The organism is Janthinobacterium sp. 1_2014MBL_MicDiv (assembly GCF_001865675.1).
Taxonomy (GTDB): Bacteria; Pseudomonadota; Gammaproteobacteria; order Burkholderiales; family Burkholderiaceae_D; genus Janthinobacterium.
Map to the genome: position 1 here is coordinate 3,323,308 of NZ_CP011319.1, position 16,849 is coordinate 3,340,156.

Here is a 16,849-nt window from a genome sequence, read left to right on the forward strand (position 1 = left end):
GCTATACGACCATCGAACAGACGCCGATGTGCAGTTCAGCTGCGTTAGCAGGAGGCCATGAGTTTAGAAATTTAGGAGAGTAGAGTGCTGTTATCGAACATAAGGATTGAGCACTTCAGAGGGATTAAAGCTCTTAATCTTCACTTAGATGAAATGACTGTTCTTATCGGTGAAAACAATTGTGGCAAGACCTCTATATTACATGCACTTCGCGCTTGCCTTTACTCGCTGCGTGCAACAGGACGCGCATCTCCATTTGAGGAATTTGATCTACATTTTGACGGCATGGCAGCTGACCCAACCACCGCTCCACCTATCGTTATTACCCTAACTTTTCAAGAAAAAATAGTGGGCGAGTGGGCGGATGACATCGAACAGCGGCTCGGTGGAGATGGCGGGGTCATTGCATTGGTTGCGCCGGATGACCGGAATAGAGTGCAGCTTCGTGTTACTTCTTTGTACTCAAAAATCACACAAGAAGTTGAGACGTCATACGAATTTCTCGATGCAGTAGGAAACGCGTTACCAGCAAAAAACAGCGCACGATTAACAGATCTTCAGCAGTTGCGACCATTATTTTATCTTTCAGCATTACGCGACGCAGGCAAAGAATTCTCTCGCACCTCCCAATTTTGGTCTCCTTTTGTCAAAAATTCGCAGATGGATGAGGCAACGAAAGCTAAGATAGAAGTACAACTCGAAAGTATTAACGGGCAAATCATAGAGGCCCATGGGACATTTAAGGGGGTTCGAGACCATCTGGCTAAAGTCCAGCAACTGGTTGAACTTGGTTCTAAAGACGTCGTGAGCGTTGACGCTGTTCCTGCGCGGGTGTTTGATATGCTGAGCCGAACGCAAGTGAGTATTGCGTCGGCAACCGGTGCAAGACTTCCTATTGGAAGACATGGCGAAGGCACTCAAAGTCTTACTGTCTTAATGCTGTTCGATGCATTCTTGAAGTCGGAAATGGCCAAGCGCCAAGGCTATAAAGATTCAAAGCCGATTGTGGCGTTGGAGGAGCCAGAAGCCCACCTCCATCCAAGCGCTGTGAGAGCGTTATGGAAGACGATTAGTGACATCGAAGGTCAAAAACTAATCGCAACCCACTCGGGGGACCTACTATCCGAAGTGCCACTATCGTCCATAAGACGAATTTACAAAGAAAATGGCCAGGTTAGGGTTGGGGCCATTCCAATGGGTACGTTTGAGGAGCGTGACCAACGTAAGTTTCAGTTCCTCGTAAGTCGTACAAGAGGCGAGCTTTTCTTCGCTAGATGTTGGTTGCTTGGCGAAGGAGAAACCGAAGCAATTTTATTTTCTGGCGCGGCCGAGGTACTTGGGTATGACCTCGAAGAAGCCGGTGTGCGGTGCGTCGAGTATCGCTTGGGTGATATCGATTACTTCTTAGATGCTGCAAACTCTTTGGGGATTTCCTGGCATTGTTTAACGGATGCCGATGACCAAGGTGCTAGTGACTTGCAGAAAGCACTGGATAGGCTACCGGGAGGACTCGCGTGTCTGTCGGACCACATATCATCTCTGGATGGAGCATCATCCATAGAGCCCTACCTTGCAGAAAAAGGATTTATTGACGTGTATCAGAAGTTAGCCGTGCCACAAAAGCGAGCGGCAAAGGTAGACGTCTATGCAGGTGATGCCAAGTATGTCGAGCAAATCGTAAAGTGTGTTCCTGACAAACCAACGGCAGCATATGCCATAGTTGAAGCTATGAGAGAACGTGGTGCCTCATCGGTTCCCGCTGCGCTGAAGAGCGCCATTGTTAAGGCAATTGCACTTGCCAGGAGAACGTAATGAGTGATTTTTCCCATTTGAATCAAAGCCAGCTCGCTGCTATAAACTGGGGCCAAGGCCCCCTGCTGTTGCTTGCAGGCCCTGGCTCAGGAAAGACCGCAACGCTGATCATGCGTATCGCTTGCCTCATCAAGCAGAGCGAAGAAGAGTCATACCGGATCCTTTGCCTGACGTTCACGCGAAGGGCTGCCGTAAATGTGCGAGAGCGACTCCTAGATAAGTTACCTCAGGGGACAGAGCGGGCGCTGGTGACCACTTTTCACTCTTTTGCCACTGACATCTTGCGTCAGCATGGTAGTCACTTTGGCCTCACACCGGAATTCGAAATCCTCAGCGAAGCTGAGCGTATCGATTTGCTTAGACTGGTGATATCTGAAAAGCCCGAAGAGTTTACTAAATTTGTCTCGGCAGAGAAAGCGCTGAAAGCTATTGATTTCGTGCTTCGAAACGCCACACCCGTAGAAGAGATACCATCCCTACTTAGGGATGTAGATGCGGCAAGACAGCTATATGTGCTCTTTACCAAATACAAGGAATTGCTGACGAGGCAAAATTGCTTAGATTTCGGATCAATTCTATATTTTTGTGAAGAATTACTCCGCGAGCGCCCGCGTGTTAGTCGGCAGCTACTTACAGTCTATCGTTATATCTGTGTTGACGAGTTTCAGGATACGACGCTCGTGCAATATAGAATACTACGCGCGCTCGCGCCAAAGCGAAATTCAAATTTATTTTTGGTCGGCGATGATGATCAAGTTATTTTCCAATGGACTGGAGCGAGTCCTTCTCGGATTAGAGAAATTGAACGGGACTACGATTTAACTACGTTGCAACTTCCCGAAAACTATCGATGCCCCCCTCATGTAGTTTCATTAGCCAATGCTCTCATTGTTCATAATAGTGAACGGTCGCCGGGAAAGGCACCATCGCTATCAATGAAAGAGCACGAAGTGGGAAACACTGTTGAAGTATTAACGTTCGATGATGACCTGGCAGAGGCTAACGGAATCGCGGATCATATAGCCATTCGCATAATGAATGGTGCAGCTCCATCAGATATTGCGGTTTTAGCTCGGACAACACGACTATTGGAACGTATCCGAATTTCGCTCAATCGAAAGTTAATAGGAAATTATTCGCAGCGACGCACCTCTCAATTTGAGAGCGCACCTCTTCGGTTCATTATGGCAGCTTTGAAACTAGCATTGGTTAGGTCGGATGAGGAACTCGCTTCGGCAGTAACTAAAGCGCTATCAGACTGCGTAGCAGAAGACTTGAGATTGGAAGACCTTATTACATATTCAGCCGACTTGAACGGCGACCAGTTGCAAGCACTTGGCGCGCTCGTAGTTGACAACTTAGACATTCCTAAGGAAATTCAGAAAGCTGTGTCCATACTCGTTCATGGTAACTATTCTCAGTTCATTGAGCAGACGTTAGCTTACTTTGACTCTTTGCAAAGCGGAAGTCGGGATCCAGGCGAAGAGCAATTTGCTGAGTACTCGACAGAGCGTTTAGTATGGCGTTCCATCGTCCTTGAAATTGGTGGCTCTAAAAATCCTTATTCGCTTTCTTTGGGCCAGTTTCTACAAGAGCTTGCATTGGCTAATAAAACCTCCGATACACCTTCCAATGCGGTGCAATGCCTAACCATTCACAGTTCTAAAGGTCTCGAGTTCAGGCACGTGTACTTAGTCGGAATGGCAGAAGACCAGATGCCACCATACCTAAGTAAATTAGCTGGAGATGGAAGCCGAGAAATGCAGGAAGAGCGGAGGAATTGCTTTGTCGCGATAACTCGAACAATACAAACTCTGACGATGAGTTACGCCCATAAGTACGGTGCTCAGCGTAAGAAACCTTCTCGATTTTTATATGAGATGGGACTCCTTTGAACGTATAACTGCGGTAGAGTGTAAGGGTTTGCCTAAGCGCTATGGTTCGGGTCGACAAATTTGTCGCAAAAGGGGCAGGTATGAAAATAGAAAAACCCGTACATATTAGTCCAGGTTGAATCCTCGTTGAATTACTTTAGTCTGCATCTCGCTGCGTCCATGCTCGTAATACTTTATCCTGCTCGCCATGGAGGCGGATTTCCTTAAGAGCGCTGAAGGCGATCATACCGGTCTTTCTGAACACGGATTTTACGAATCATGCTTCGCCTAACTTGATCAGTATCGGTATCGCGGCCGTTGGTGCGAATGACTTCTTTGCTGAGCGAATTGACTATGCACCTTTACGGAATGACTATCCTTAGAACCGACATTGAAAGAGCTCTTGACGAGCTCATTTCCCAAGAAGAAGGCATGCGTTTTCAGGGGCTCGCAGTAGTGCTCGGAAAAATGCGCTGGCCTGAACTCATTGCTCGTGAGCGGAAAAAGGACTTCGGGCTCGATGCCTATGCGCCCGGAACCATGACTCCAGAGCGTGTTGGCAAGGGACTCGCAGCCTCGATCACCCCGAAACTGAAAAAAATTTCTGAGGACGCACGTACTGCCAAGTCAAATTTTCCGGACCTCGGGAAGCTCATATTTGTGACGCCCGGAAAAGTCGGTAATGCTGACCGAAAACGGTGGGAAGCGGCAATTCAGAAAGATTACGATCTCGAACTCCATATCATTGAACGCGAGGAAATCATCGTGCAGATGATGATGCCGGAGAATGCCGCACTACGTGCAAGTTCCCTCCACCTCGGTATAAATGCCGAGCCGCAAATCACAGACCTCATTGAACGTATAAGACGTGCGGCCGACGCTGTTACTCGAGCTTGGGTAACGAAAACAAAAGGGACTCCACTCATTGAACTTACGGCTGTGCAACTTGACTCCGATGGCAAGGAGTCTGCCCATGTGATGTCTCTCCACCAGATCGAGCAGGCATTGGCACAGAGCCGACGCATCGTTCTTGAAGGACCCGCAGGGCGTGGAAAGACCACCACGCTGATACAGCTTGCGCAACGCCCGCGCGCTTCTGGTACAGCGTTCATCGTGGAACTACCTACGTGGATATACTCTCGACGAGGAATTCTCGAATACATTTCCGGCATGCCCGCATTTCAGGCCGAGAATCTGACCTCGGCCAATCTGGCGCGCGTGCAACAATCAGAACCTTTCTTGTTTCTATTGAACGGCTGGAATGAAATTGCGGAATCGAATTCGGCGCAGGCGAAGACTGCGCTTCAGGAACTCGAACGAGATTTTCCGAGTGCAGGCATTATCGTCGCCACCCGCAAGCACCACTTGACACCGCCACTTCCCGGTGCAATTCGGTTGACTTTGTCGCGACTGAACCGTTCGCAACGAAGCGCATATTTGGCGATCCGGCTTGGTGCGAAGAGCTCTGAGCTGCGCACGCGTATCGATATCGATCCATCACTCGATAGCCTGACCCGCACGCCATTCATCCTCTCAGAGGTAGCTTCACTATTTGAAGCCGGAGCGGAAATTCCTTCGACGAAAATCGGAATTCTTGAACAAGTTATCCGTTTACATGAGCGACGGGACGAGCATCAAAACGAGTTGCAGTCCGCGCCGATTTTCGGTCGACAATCCGATTACTTGAAGGCCCTCGCAGGCGAGATGACTAAGCACGGTGCGGTAGCTCTATCCGAGAATAATGCTCGCACCATTGTCTCCTCTGTTGTGCGAGAGCTCGCGGGCTCTGGGCAAATCGAGGCAACAGGAGCACCGGGTGTACTTGGAACTCTCACAGCCCATCACGTTCTTGAACGTATAGATTATCCACAAACGGCGTATCAATTCGAGCATCAGCAGATTCAAGAATACTACGCTGCACTCGACTTACGTGCGGAACTTCTTGCTGCACCTGAGGATGACCTCAATGCGAATGTCCGTATTACAGCCCAGTACGTAAATGATCCGGCCTGGGCAGAGCCGCTGCGAATGATTGCCGAGACATTCTCCAATCAAACTGGCAAGGACGAAGACGACAGAAGAAACGCACGCGCCGGTCGGATGTTAGTGAAAATGGCGCTCGCCGTCGATCCCGTATTTGCCAGCGAACTTGTACAACTATGCGGCACGAGTATCTGGAACGAGTTGCGCGTGGTGATGGGTGCTCGCCTCCGCACTCTCATGACGCTCCACGACGGAAGCTTTCGACAATATGCTATTGCTGCGATGCTTGCGACTGGCGCGGATGACTTCCACGATGTCATCGTTCCACTACTGTCAGGAGAAGACCAGCAAACGCGCCTTCATGCGTATCGACTTTGGCCGGATATCCACGTTTCGTCATTTGGAGCGAACTGGCCCGGACTGGTTCGAACCTGGAGCGATGAAGCACGCTCTGATTTTGTGTCAGAATTACTTCACCATAGAGCCGACGATGAAATTGCGTCTTTCGCTGCCGAGGATAAATGCGTCGAGGTCAAAAAGGCAGCTTTCTCCGGCCTAATTTGGTCGGGTGCCGAAGACGCGCTAACCCGGGTCCTTAATTCTATGGACGTGCAGACTTTCCAGAATGTGGTGTGTGAAAATTTCGATTACTTGCCCGTGTTATTTAGGACTAGGGCCATCGCTGCGGCGTGGAACTTCATCAACACGAGTACTGCCGACAAGCCTGCCCGCTTGCAAGCGGCGATTGAGTTAATCAGGCTCGGTGAATCAGGACTCGACCATGTTATTAAGGATGCATTGTCTACCCTGCCGAATGACTTCATTCGCTTTCCGAACTCATATTATACGAAGCCATCAGTTGAGTATCTGCATCAGGTCGATCCGGCTTGGTTGAGCGAATGGATAATCATCAAGGGCGCCGAAGGCATCCTCGACCCATACAAATCCTGGTCGCCATTCGTGACAAAATTTCCTGATGACCTAGTCGAAAAGTACCTGAGAAGCCTCGAAACGGAAAAGCTCAACGAAGGACGCCATTGTGGCGCAATCGATGTCGTTTCTGCTCATGCAGACGCTAAAATCGCGGTGCGGGTGTTCGCAAAGCTGCGCGAGCAACGGCGAAAAATGCATGCAGAGGAACCGGAAACCGAGCGTGAAATACGACGCCAACTTGAAGATTTATTCCGCAGCTTGCCTGGCGACTTAGCCGTCGCAGGTATTCTATCGTCAATTACCAACGGAGATCCGATAGATATCAGTGTCGTAACGAGGCTTATGAGCAGAGTTGCCAGGTCGGATATGGAGCCCTTGCAGATCTTGAACGAAGGTTTACGGGAACGCATTCAGAATTATCTGAGAAGCAGCATAGATGTTGTCCTGTACCTAGATGATTTTAGCGGTGAGGAGAAGGCGAACCTTGTCTCGGCCATCGCGCAAGTCGGAACGCCAGAGGACATGCCCGACTTATTACGAATTGCCTACGCTGACGTAGAACGAATACGTCGCGGCAGGGTCGCACGTGCAAACGGCGATCGTGGGCCTATTGGAAATGGGGGTGCCATGAGCTATTCTACTTGGCACGTCTCCGCAATTATTCACCTTGACCCAGTCGGTGCGGAGCAAGTGCTCATTGCTCTGCTTCTCGAACCTGAATATCGCTCCGCCGCCGCCGTTGGAATGGCGCGGGACTACCTGCCAGAGCGTTCCTTGGGTCGGTCTACACGCTATGACCTAGTGTGGGCTGCGCGCCTTGGTAATACTTCCGCCTCTGGTGATAATCAAAAGCGCTTAAGAATTGCAGCTGCACTTACTGCTGAAATAGAGCGTCTCAGAGATACCACGCAAGACGGGAAGCCCGCTGCCGGCCTTATAGACCTCGCGAAAGCGCTTGCAGCTGTTGACGGTCGCGGTTCCACTGCGGTTGTGCTCGACATAATTGCCGCGCCTGACCAGTGGAACCAATACACCTGCCTAGATACAATCGATCACCTATTTGTGGCAGGCGTCATATTGCCCGCGACCACTGTTTTCTCGTTGGTTGATTCCGTCATCGCACGAACAGAAAAATGGATGCAGGAATCAGAGAGATTCCTTCTGCTCCGTACACTTATGCTCTGCCCCTTCGTCGACGATCCTACAGCAGGGATCGAAAAAGTGCGCGAGGTCCTCGCCAAACGGCAATTCTCAAGCCACGAACTTCGTGATCTCGTCACAGCCCTTGGAGAAAGCCGATCGGATGGCGCTGTCGATCTCCTGTATGAGCTTGCGCTTAATGCAAAAACCTTCGAACAATGCGAAGATTGCTTCATTAACGCATTTGCAAAGCTCAATTCTCCACACGCGCGCGAACTACTCATGGGCTTTGTTGATACGGACATTCGCGGCCTTCCAATGACGCGCCGTACTTATCGTGAGGACATACCGGTCGCACGCCTCACTGAGCTCGCCCAACGTCATCCTGAGGCGGCCACCCGACTGCGAGAATTGTGCAACCTTGATCTGCCAGAACTGAACCGCCATGTTCTTTCAAAGGTAATGGCGTCTATCGGAACCGCCGATGCCCTCGACGCAAATCTTAACCTAATCGATGACGCAAAACCTCAGCAGGTCCCACAAGGCATTTGGGAACAACTCGAGGGCCTATTTTTCGAAAAACGGCCCTATGGGTCCAGCCTTAATTTCTTCACAGAGCATGCACGCGCGTCGAATGAGGTACGCGCGCGCCTCTTCAAAATGTCGCTTGAGGATACAAAACGGCGGAAGTCCGCCCTAATCCTTCTCGGTCAAATTGAAGAGTGGCGCCTGGAGTATGGCAGGCCGCCAGATGAATCGCGCCATCCCGATTTGGAATCTGGCCTAGATTGGCCTCCCACTGACCTCTAGCCACATCGTGGCTTCCGTCGTATTGGCAACGCGGCCTCCATCTCAGGTAGGCTGCACCATCGAAATTTTGCTGGCACGGCATGCTCAATTTTTAAGGTATGCGTTTTCCGATCGAAGTCATCGTGGTCTGGATCCGCTGATATGCGGCCTACCTGCTGAGCTACCAGCACATCGAGGAAAAGATGGAGGAGCGCGGCGTATCGGTCGACCAATCCTCGATCAATCGATGGGCGATCCATTTCAGTCCACTCATCTAGAAGATGGCTCGCAAGCATAAGCTTTCGGTCAGCCGCAGCTGGTGGATAGACGAGACGTAAATCAAGGTCAAGGGTGCCTGGACATATCCATATTGAATCTCCACCAGTAACTTAGGCTCTCCTGATCCATCGTTCCTGGAAGATGAAAAACCGATAGGTCGTGTTGGGCCTGGGTGTCCTGCCAGGGTCCTGGCGTGCGATCTCGTAGCTGCCTTATCCACCAATGAGATCGGGTCTGGCCTGTCTATGTCCCCTACCCTGCAGAGTCTCCTACCGCGCGCTGGCAAAAGCAGGCCTTCCCTAGCCATAACTGCCGGCGAAGGATGGCCTAGATGATCGAGGCAGCAGCAGAGCGCCTGCTTTTACGCTCGATAGCGGCGATAAACTAGCCCGTCATCTACTTCGTGCGCTAGGCCAGATCGCGGACTTTGCGCGCTGGCGGTGGACTGGTCATCGTGAGCCTCCCAGCCCGTCCAATTGCGAAAAATAGTATTTTGAGCGTCTGAAGAGCGTCTAGTGAACTCGTGGCGATTCAGGAGTGAGTGAAGATATAACCGAAATAGATTTCGCAACGCATCTGGGTTTGACTCTGCAACTCTGTTTGGCGAAGTACATCAAGCTAGTGAACTCGATTTGGACGTTCCTACGATTGGATTTAAATGATCCGCTCACATTTTTAACTGGATTTAAAAAAAACGGCAGCTATCTCAACTTATCGATTTATCTGATCCAAAATTCTCAAAAGCTTATGCAAATTTGGTCGATCTGCCCAATTATGCTTCATTTCATTGGTCAAAACGGTAAAATATTGTTGATCAGTAATTTGCACCTCGCGAAACACTAGGTCAGCGATTTCTGCATCCAATGCAATTTCCGCTAGGCTCGCAGGGGGCCAATTGGAGTTCCGAAACGCAAATACTAATTTCTTGCGTAAATTTAATCCTGGATCGAGGACGCTTGCCCACATCATCTCGAAAAACGTTCGGCTCGCCTTGGGCGCTGTTGTGAGATACACCCTTGCAAACGTCTGGGCAACAATCTCGACAAGGGGCAAATTGGGGTTATCCAACGCCGTGTTCAATGCATCAATTTCACACCTACTAACTTGTCGGGACGTACGCTGTAAATAGGCTAGAATCAACTTCCACTCGCTCGTCATTTGTCGATCCCAAGTAGGCTTGAACATACCAAAAAGCCAAGTACATAAGGGCTCAAACTTCCGTTGTGAAGCCCCCGTTTCTTCTCCAACCAAACGGATATATCGCCAAAGCATCACGCCACTTGAATACGAATTGTGGATTATTTTGTTCAACCCAAGATCTTCACTACTCTGCACTCGCTTCGAGATCAAAACGTTGCGTAGCCAACTTATCAAATCGTCTTGAGACATCCTGCTGCTCAAATACGCATGGACTATACTCCGCAAGATCGATTCACCTAACAAGGAGGCAAATGAATCGTCAAATTCAAAATAATAATTTTTCTTGGCGCTGAGGCGTAATGAGATATCCAGATTATCAAAGCGTCTTAGCAAAATCCGAGCAGAAGTCAGAACATGCTTAGATGGGGCGGATTCGCCATCCAACCATAGCTTCAACCAAGCCTCACTTCTTTCTTCAATTTGATGACTCTCTGAGTCCAGATCCGGCAGGTTTCTAACGAATGCTGCGGTCACTTTAGAGTAGCCAAGGTGACCAATTGATCCAAGAGATTCAATAAGATTAAGCCCGTCCAATGTGCATTGAAGACTTTGAACGAACAGATCTGCAGCTAAATCCGTCTGTATGCCCATTCCCAAAATTGATTCCCGAGACTCTTCTGGGAACCTTTTTACAAGGGCCTCGAGACCGTGCTCAAGATGCCACACCCCATGTGGATCCTTAAGAAGAGCAGAAAAGACGAGGTCTAATTGTCTGACGCCCGCGTGCTCAACGGCGATCCCTACAAGCGCCTCATTGCGAGAGAAAAGTTCTGTCTCAACAATACTCTTCCCAATCAGACCACGTACGTATAGACGTGAGCGGTCATACCAACTTAGAACGTTCGCGATTCCACGCTCAAATCCGAGATTACTCCTGTCCATTGCCATCAAGTGCGAAGGGGCTACTTCTGGGGCGTATCTCAAAAGTGATTCAATTTGTGCTGGGAATTGATCACCAAACTCACCCAATGATTCATGATCATGAATATTCCATGATGGGATACCTCTTCCGATACCACTAAACAGCGGAGCATTTCTGCCTTTGCTACGGGACATGGCCTCCAGCGCAGATTCCGGTGCATCGATGCTTATGCGAGTAATTTCCGTCACCAGATCGCGTCGGAGTTTTCGTAGTGTTCCGAATGAACTCTTCGAACATCGCAAAGCTATCGAAGCGAGATATTCGAGCCTACTTGCCAGAGGTTGCGACATCGCACGCTGAATAGCAATCTTAAGCGCCTGCTCCTTTGCGTCTACAGCGACAGTCGGGGATGGGAAGATGCCACCCAACACATCGAGTGCGGCAATGGACGAGGAAGATGTGTGCTCGGATCTCTTCACGAGATCATCAAAGATCACAAGCCTATGCAACGCCGTTGGATCTGGTGGCAAGTTATCCCAAAGGTCTCGGCCAAAGTACGATGCAAGCTTACCTTCGCCGAACCATTCCGAGTTCACTAGCTCGATAAGCCTTTCTACTCTTGAATCTTCTATACTCAAAAGTTCGCCCGCGTTTCGTATAATCTGACATTCGGGTACGCGACTATATTTGCTCAACGCTGCGGCTGGAGCAAACTGTAGGTCGAATTGGCTACTTCCGATATGTCTTGGCTGCAGCGCATATGTACACCCGGAGAAGCGGGCCCGCAGGGCGGGCCAAATAAGGTCGAGGAATGCAGGAAGGATGTCTCTACCTAGTTCAGCTTCAGCGGTCAGTATGACCAGAGGCTGACCGTTCAAGAAATAGCTACCTGCGATACGTTGAACCTCAGGCCGATATCCCGCTCGAATAGACTCCGAGTTTTCGAACACCTCTATCGCTCGACAAAATTCATCGAAGCCTGCCCTATTGGGGCGACGCAAAAACGTGCTCAGCTGTTGTGCACTGACATCTGCATTTTTCCAAGCGTCCATTGGAACGAGGAGCGTATGCGTGAGCACACATCCATCACGAGGGGCCTCGTCATCGAACCATGTGCACGCAAATGCATAATATTTCTGGCTCGGAAGCGGATAGCACGTCAAGTATGGTTGGAAAGACGGGGCAACTGGATAACCAGATAGATCACTTAATTGAGCAAGGCGGTCTGCATCGCACGTAGCTAGCTCTGTACTGGCAGCAAGCAGTTCATGACCGTGCATGTAGCCATGCACGGTCTGGTGCACCATGATCGACTGTAAATTCATGACGCGTCTTCTAGGCCAAGTGCCCATCCAATAGGTAATGTCAGGTCAAACACTCGCTGAACTTCACCATCGACCTGACGCACAACGAATCCACCTCCGCATGGGTTGTCCGCGTGCAAGCACGCATCTTTGAAGGCCACACTACGTTTTGGATCTCCTCCAAACAAGCTCACTCCGAAGAACTCAATTTCTAAGTTCTTCGAATTGCTCTCCAAGAAGTCAGCCAATAACGGATATTGCTCCGTAAGGTATTCGATGGGTGCAGCTACCTGCTCCTCTTCGGACAACAAATCCCATGCTGAAACAATAATGCCAATACGAGGGCGCGCGGCAGTCAATGAACGAGTTCGAAGTGCTCGAGTAATGATCTGAATCCAATCTACTAGCACAACTTGGGTAGGCGTAGCCACCTCTTGCCGAGCGGGGCCGATGAGATTTCCTTCGTTTCCGTGGAACTGTTGAACAGAAATCCAATCTAATGGAGCCTGATTTAGATCTGAATGCGCACGGACAAGAATTAGACATGCAGTGTCGTCGCCGAGTTTAGCCATCCAATCATTTGGAATTCGCCGTTCCCTATAAATGCGCGACCAATCTTCGCCAGGCCTATCTGGCACAACTACAATCGCCTTTTTTCCATTGGCTAGCACGGGAATCTCGCAAATCTCATTTGTCCCGTGCGGTGTGTGAATTTCGAACTCGCCTATTAGTAGTTTTCCAACACCTTGGTTAAGGTATTCCGCCGATGGCGGGGGACCATCTGGCAATAAATTCGAATTTAATCTTGCCCGAATCGCCAACCAGAATCTGAACAGAAAATTAGACTTCCCCGCATCTGGGCCGCCGATTAACAACACCGTGTTCTGCTTAGTCATTGCATATCACCTTGGGCACATGGTAGCCAGCCAAAATTCCGCTCTGCGGCTCGGCCATTGGAGATCGGCGCATCTGGCATATACGGCCTTTCGGTCGCATCAATAAGCAACTCCAGCACTCCTGTTCCCGACGCGACATCACGAAGCTTCGACAGCGATGCAACAATATATGAGCTCGCTCGGAAGCCTTTACTTTCTGCATACTCCACTAGTCGCGCAAGACCAGGAGGCTGCGCCATCGCGACCTCGTCCGCCTTTGTCAAAACGATGTAAACTGGTGTGCCCGGGATCGCAATTTCGGCAATCCTGTCAAGCAACATTTCTTGCCGATGTATTTCTACATGACGTGTCTGTGGCGTTGTTAATAGCGTCCCTTCAACCATAATGAAGATTGCGTCAGATCGATTCAAAAACCTAAATCGTGACGCGTGCCTCGCGTTGCTTACCAAGTCTGACGCCCACTCGCCAGGAATATCCGACAACAAAACTCGGATCGATCTACCGCTTAGTCGGTTAAATAGGTCGATGTGCATGAAGCCAGCGCTGCGTCCTTCTGCAATTTTTGTCCGAATAGACATCCGATCGGGAATTTTCTCCATCTCCCATTTTCTACTTGCACGGGCCCTCTCTTCAAAGCCTGGAAGGGTAAGACTGCCAGCAAAAGCATACCCATGTTCGGACATCACTCCGCATGAGGCAAGTAAATAAAGCGCATTCAGAAACGATGTTTTACCCGAACCATAAAATCCAACAATACCAATAACATGAGTAGCGCGCTCGCACATCAGCTCGGCAGCATCCGCAATGCCCAGCTCGGTTCCCGGGTGTATTAACGCCTCGGTACTGATTAGCTCTCTAGCTACGATTTGTGCCTCGATTACGATTGCGGAAACCTGCTTCGCGACCTCATCCTCAACACTTACTGTCGCTTTCTCACAAAGGCTTGTTCCTCCAGAGCGAGCGCAAATGCCTTCCGATGCGATTAGGCACCCTTCCTCTGTACAGGTTACCGTCATCATCGATCCTCAATTTGAACTAAAATCGTTCGTTCTGCAAAAAGTTGCATAGAAACGATGAGGGCTGACGCTTCTTCCATTGCCCCCCAGTCAGACATAGCCCTGACGATGTCTGTCGCAGTAGCCCCGTCCTCAGTAAGGCGTAATCCAGTATAAGAGACCGGGAAAATTGACGGATGCTTTCGGATCAAACTTTCGGCACGTGTTGTTATATCTAGCGCCTTCCAACAGTCAGTACCAACGTTCTGAAGAATGGTTCCAAATGCAGCTTTTTCATGTGCGTTCGGTGCTGCACGAGTAGCACGAGCGCACAAGGCCGTTAGTGCAAAAGTAGCTGGTGCTTTAATGATTTGAGCTAGTTCACAACCTGCAACGATGGCAGCATCGCTCGCACTCAAGTCTTGAAATGCGCTTTTCCTGAGATGCGAATATCCGCCGAATACCCACCAAAGCGCCTGGATTTCCTCCCTGTCCTTCAGCATCTCCGAGTAGAGCAAATCAATGGATTCACCCGCCGTCGAAAGAGTTGCGCCCTCTTCCGCGAGTGAGTTCTTGAACTTGTCCTTTGGTAGATCCTTTCGCACGCGTCGACGCTCATCCGCGGCATCCAGAATCGCTTCGGCATTTTGTAGGAGGCTATTCATGCATTGGGAAACATGGACACCGGATTTAGTTGTTCGCCAGCGTAGTGCAGCAGCTGTACAACTTGCGGGCAAAACGCTTGATCGCAAAATACTGCGACGTTCCGCCTGGCGTACAAAAAATTCATTTAATGCGACTGCGCAGCACGTTTTCAAGTCTGCGTCTGCAGTTGTTTGTTGTGCATCGAACGACGGATGGGCGTTGAGCACTGCCGCCAGAATAGTTTCGCGCGTTCCATTTTGCAATTTGCGATCATTCGAGAAGATGTCGAGCGCAAAAGCGACGGCATCAATTGCAGCATCAACTGGCAATTTTACCAAATCATCAACGAACGCCGAAGCTGCCGCCCTTCGCTTTCCGAGCAAATCGTCAGTCAAGTCGAGATCGATAAGTTTGTACCACTCTCCGATTGTTTGTAACATGCTCTTCCTATTTCGCAGTAAAGGGGTTTGGACGACGTTCGTCGGGAGGCACCGCGGGCATTATTGCATCCCATAACACCCCTAATTTATTCTCGGCAGCAGCAAGCTCAAAGGCCTGTTTTTCATATGCCTCCGGAAGTACACGCGTAGAAGGCAAAAGCAATCCAAGATTGACCAGGACCTGCTGGCGGGTTTTGCGTTCAAAATATCGCCAGAAAAGAAACCGAAGCGTGTCAAATGCTTCCTGGTCTAAAACACGGTTTGGCAGAGGCTCATTCGTAGGCATCGCAACCTCCTCCTCATGTTCATACTGAACAGGGATAGGATTCTCTAATCGCGCACCAACGGCGGAAGCTGTAGCTACTGCCTTGGGCGGCGAGACCTTTAGCTGAATCCGGACAGAATTTTCTCCGCCCGTTTTTTCCCTATCGGGACCAAAACGAGTCGATGATGTCCAAATGCGCGGATAGACGGTGACATTGATAACCTCAGATCCTTCTTCAAATCCATGACTGAATTCGATCCAGCTGTAGCTAAACGTGTATCCGGTTGATTGACGCGGCGGGTTAAGTGCACCAGCGGCAATGTGCAATTGCTCCCAGCCATCGTCATATACGATCTTCTTTAGTGCAGGGGCGTGCTCATGACCAGTCAAAAGTACCCTTGCTCTCGAGTTGATATATGGTGTGATCTCAGCACAATCTTTATACCAGCTTAAAGGATGGTGCATCATGTACACGTCCTCAACCTGCTGTTCTCGTGGAATCACATACTGGCTAGGGCCGAGCACCATGTTACCAACGTTATCGTCTTTATCGCAGACTAAAACTGAGCAGAGGCCAACAAATCTTAGGGACCTGTTTTCATCTAGTGCATGTGAGTGGATAGCAACCGGGCGCCCCGTGCTGTGAAAATCGCTGCCATACGCCTCGGCGAACGCCCTGTAATCGGTGAATTTTCGTAGTAACGGATTGTCGCTGTCCTTCGACAGATCTTTCATAAAAGCAGGTATTTCACTAGTCGCGAGTGCTCGGATCTGGTCCTGCACAGTTTTCGCTGTCTTACCCATCAAGGTCAAATCTACATCATGATTTCCCGGGATGACGTGGACACTTGTGCGAGGGCAACCAACAACCTCAGTGACCTGGTCAAGCCACTCCACTGCTTGCTTAAACTCAGCTTCCAAACCCTGTTGCGCAATGTCGCCAGTGACCAAAATAGCATCGACACGCTTTTCAAGCAAACCATCTGCAATGACGCGGCGACAATCAGCCAATACTTCGGCTCGAACGTCATTATGAACTTCCCAGGCGCCGAGCCGGTCCTCCTGCCCAAAATGGATATCTGAAAAATGCAAAAATCGTAAGGTCATTAAGGGGCCCGAAATTATGAAGGACTTCAATTGTTAGTCACTAAATTGACTTTGCTATTATGCAATATGTCTTCTTGGAATTCCATGACTCCGTGCCTAAATTTTCGATATGCCACCTCATGTCAACAACGAGGTTAAGCAAACTGACAAGCGCCACCTTCAGGTCCCCCCCTTGCTCCTCTCAAGCTGGGGCTTGGGCACCCGGTAGCACCGCAGGGTTTTGAAGAATCGAAAGCAATGCATTGATTCGTTCCAATGTCCGACTCTGATGCTTGACCCACGTGTCAACGGCGAGTTTTCGGCAGAGTCAGAAAATAGAAACAGC

8 protein-coding genes and 1 pseudogene are annotated in these 16,849 nt (G+C 49.8%); 4 read left to right on the plus strand and 5 right to left on the minus strand.

Features of this window, described 5'->3' with window-relative positions:
- The first annotated feature begins 84 nt into the window (after positions 1 to 84).
- From YQ44_RS28275 to YQ44_RS29765, 4 genes and pseudogenes are all read left to right on the plus strand, one after another.
- Positions 85 to 1,812 carry an ATP-dependent nuclease gene (locus tag YQ44_RS28275; RefSeq protein WP_083411848.1) on the plus strand — a complete coding sequence of 576 codons (1,728 nt, stop codon included), beginning with the start codon at positions 85 to 87 and terminating at the stop codon, positions 1,810 to 1,812.
- Positions 1,812 to 3,707: an ATP-dependent helicase gene (locus tag YQ44_RS28280; RefSeq protein ID WP_083411849.1), complete on the plus strand. Its 1,896-nt coding sequence runs from the start codon at positions 1,812 to 1,814 to the stop codon at positions 3,705 to 3,707. Before YQ44_RS28275 ends, YQ44_RS28280 begins: the two co-directional genes overlap by 1 nt.
- A gap of 306 nt (positions 3,708 to 4,013) precedes the next feature.
- Entirely contained in the window at positions 4,014 to 8,552 is a 4,539-nt protein-coding gene (locus YQ44_RS14375) for an NACHT domain-containing protein (RefSeq protein ID WP_071323973.1), read from the plus strand.
- Positions 8,553 to 8,650: 98 nt separating this feature from the next.
- A pseudogene (locus YQ44_RS29765) lies at positions 8,651 to 8,866 on the plus strand (IS6 family transposase); the annotation flags it as partial.
- Between the two features lie 655 nt (positions 8,867 to 9,521).
- Here the strand turns inward: YQ44_RS29765 and YQ44_RS28970 are convergent.
- The 5 genes from YQ44_RS28970 to YQ44_RS28290 are packed head-to-tail and all read right to left on the minus strand — an operon-like array spanning position 9,522 to position 16,524.
- A complete protein-coding gene (locus tag YQ44_RS28970) occupies positions 9,522 to 12,197 on the minus strand; it encodes a GAP1-N1 domain-containing protein (RefSeq protein ID WP_156894852.1) in 2,676 nt (891 codons plus the stop codon).
- On the minus strand, positions 12,194 to 13,072 hold the full coding sequence (locus YQ44_RS28975; RefSeq protein WP_156894853.1) for a hypothetical protein: 879 nt from the start codon (positions 13,070 to 13,072) through the stop codon (positions 12,194 to 12,196). The genes YQ44_RS28970 and YQ44_RS28975 overlap by 4 nt, the downstream gene beginning before the upstream one ends.
- Positions 13,069 to 14,091 (minus strand): TRAFAC clade GTPase domain-containing protein, encoded by a 1,023-nt coding sequence (locus tag YQ44_RS28980; RefSeq protein ID WP_156894854.1) that lies wholly within the window; start codon positions 14,089 to 14,091, stop codon positions 13,069 to 13,071. Before YQ44_RS28980 ends, YQ44_RS28975 begins: the two co-directional genes overlap by 4 nt.
- A complete protein-coding gene (locus YQ44_RS28985) occupies positions 14,088 to 15,152 on the minus strand; it encodes a GTPase-associated system all-helical protein GASH (RefSeq protein WP_156894855.1) in 1,065 nt (354 codons plus the stop codon). Before YQ44_RS28985 ends, YQ44_RS28980 begins: the two co-directional genes overlap by 4 nt.
- A gap of 7 nt (positions 15,153 to 15,159) precedes the next feature.
- Positions 15,160 to 16,524 carry a metallophosphoesterase gene (locus YQ44_RS28290; RefSeq protein WP_083411850.1) on the minus strand — a complete coding sequence of 455 codons (1,365 nt, stop codon included), beginning with the start codon at positions 16,522 to 16,524 and terminating at the stop codon, positions 15,160 to 15,162.
- Positions 16,525 to 16,849: the final 325 nt, after the last annotated feature.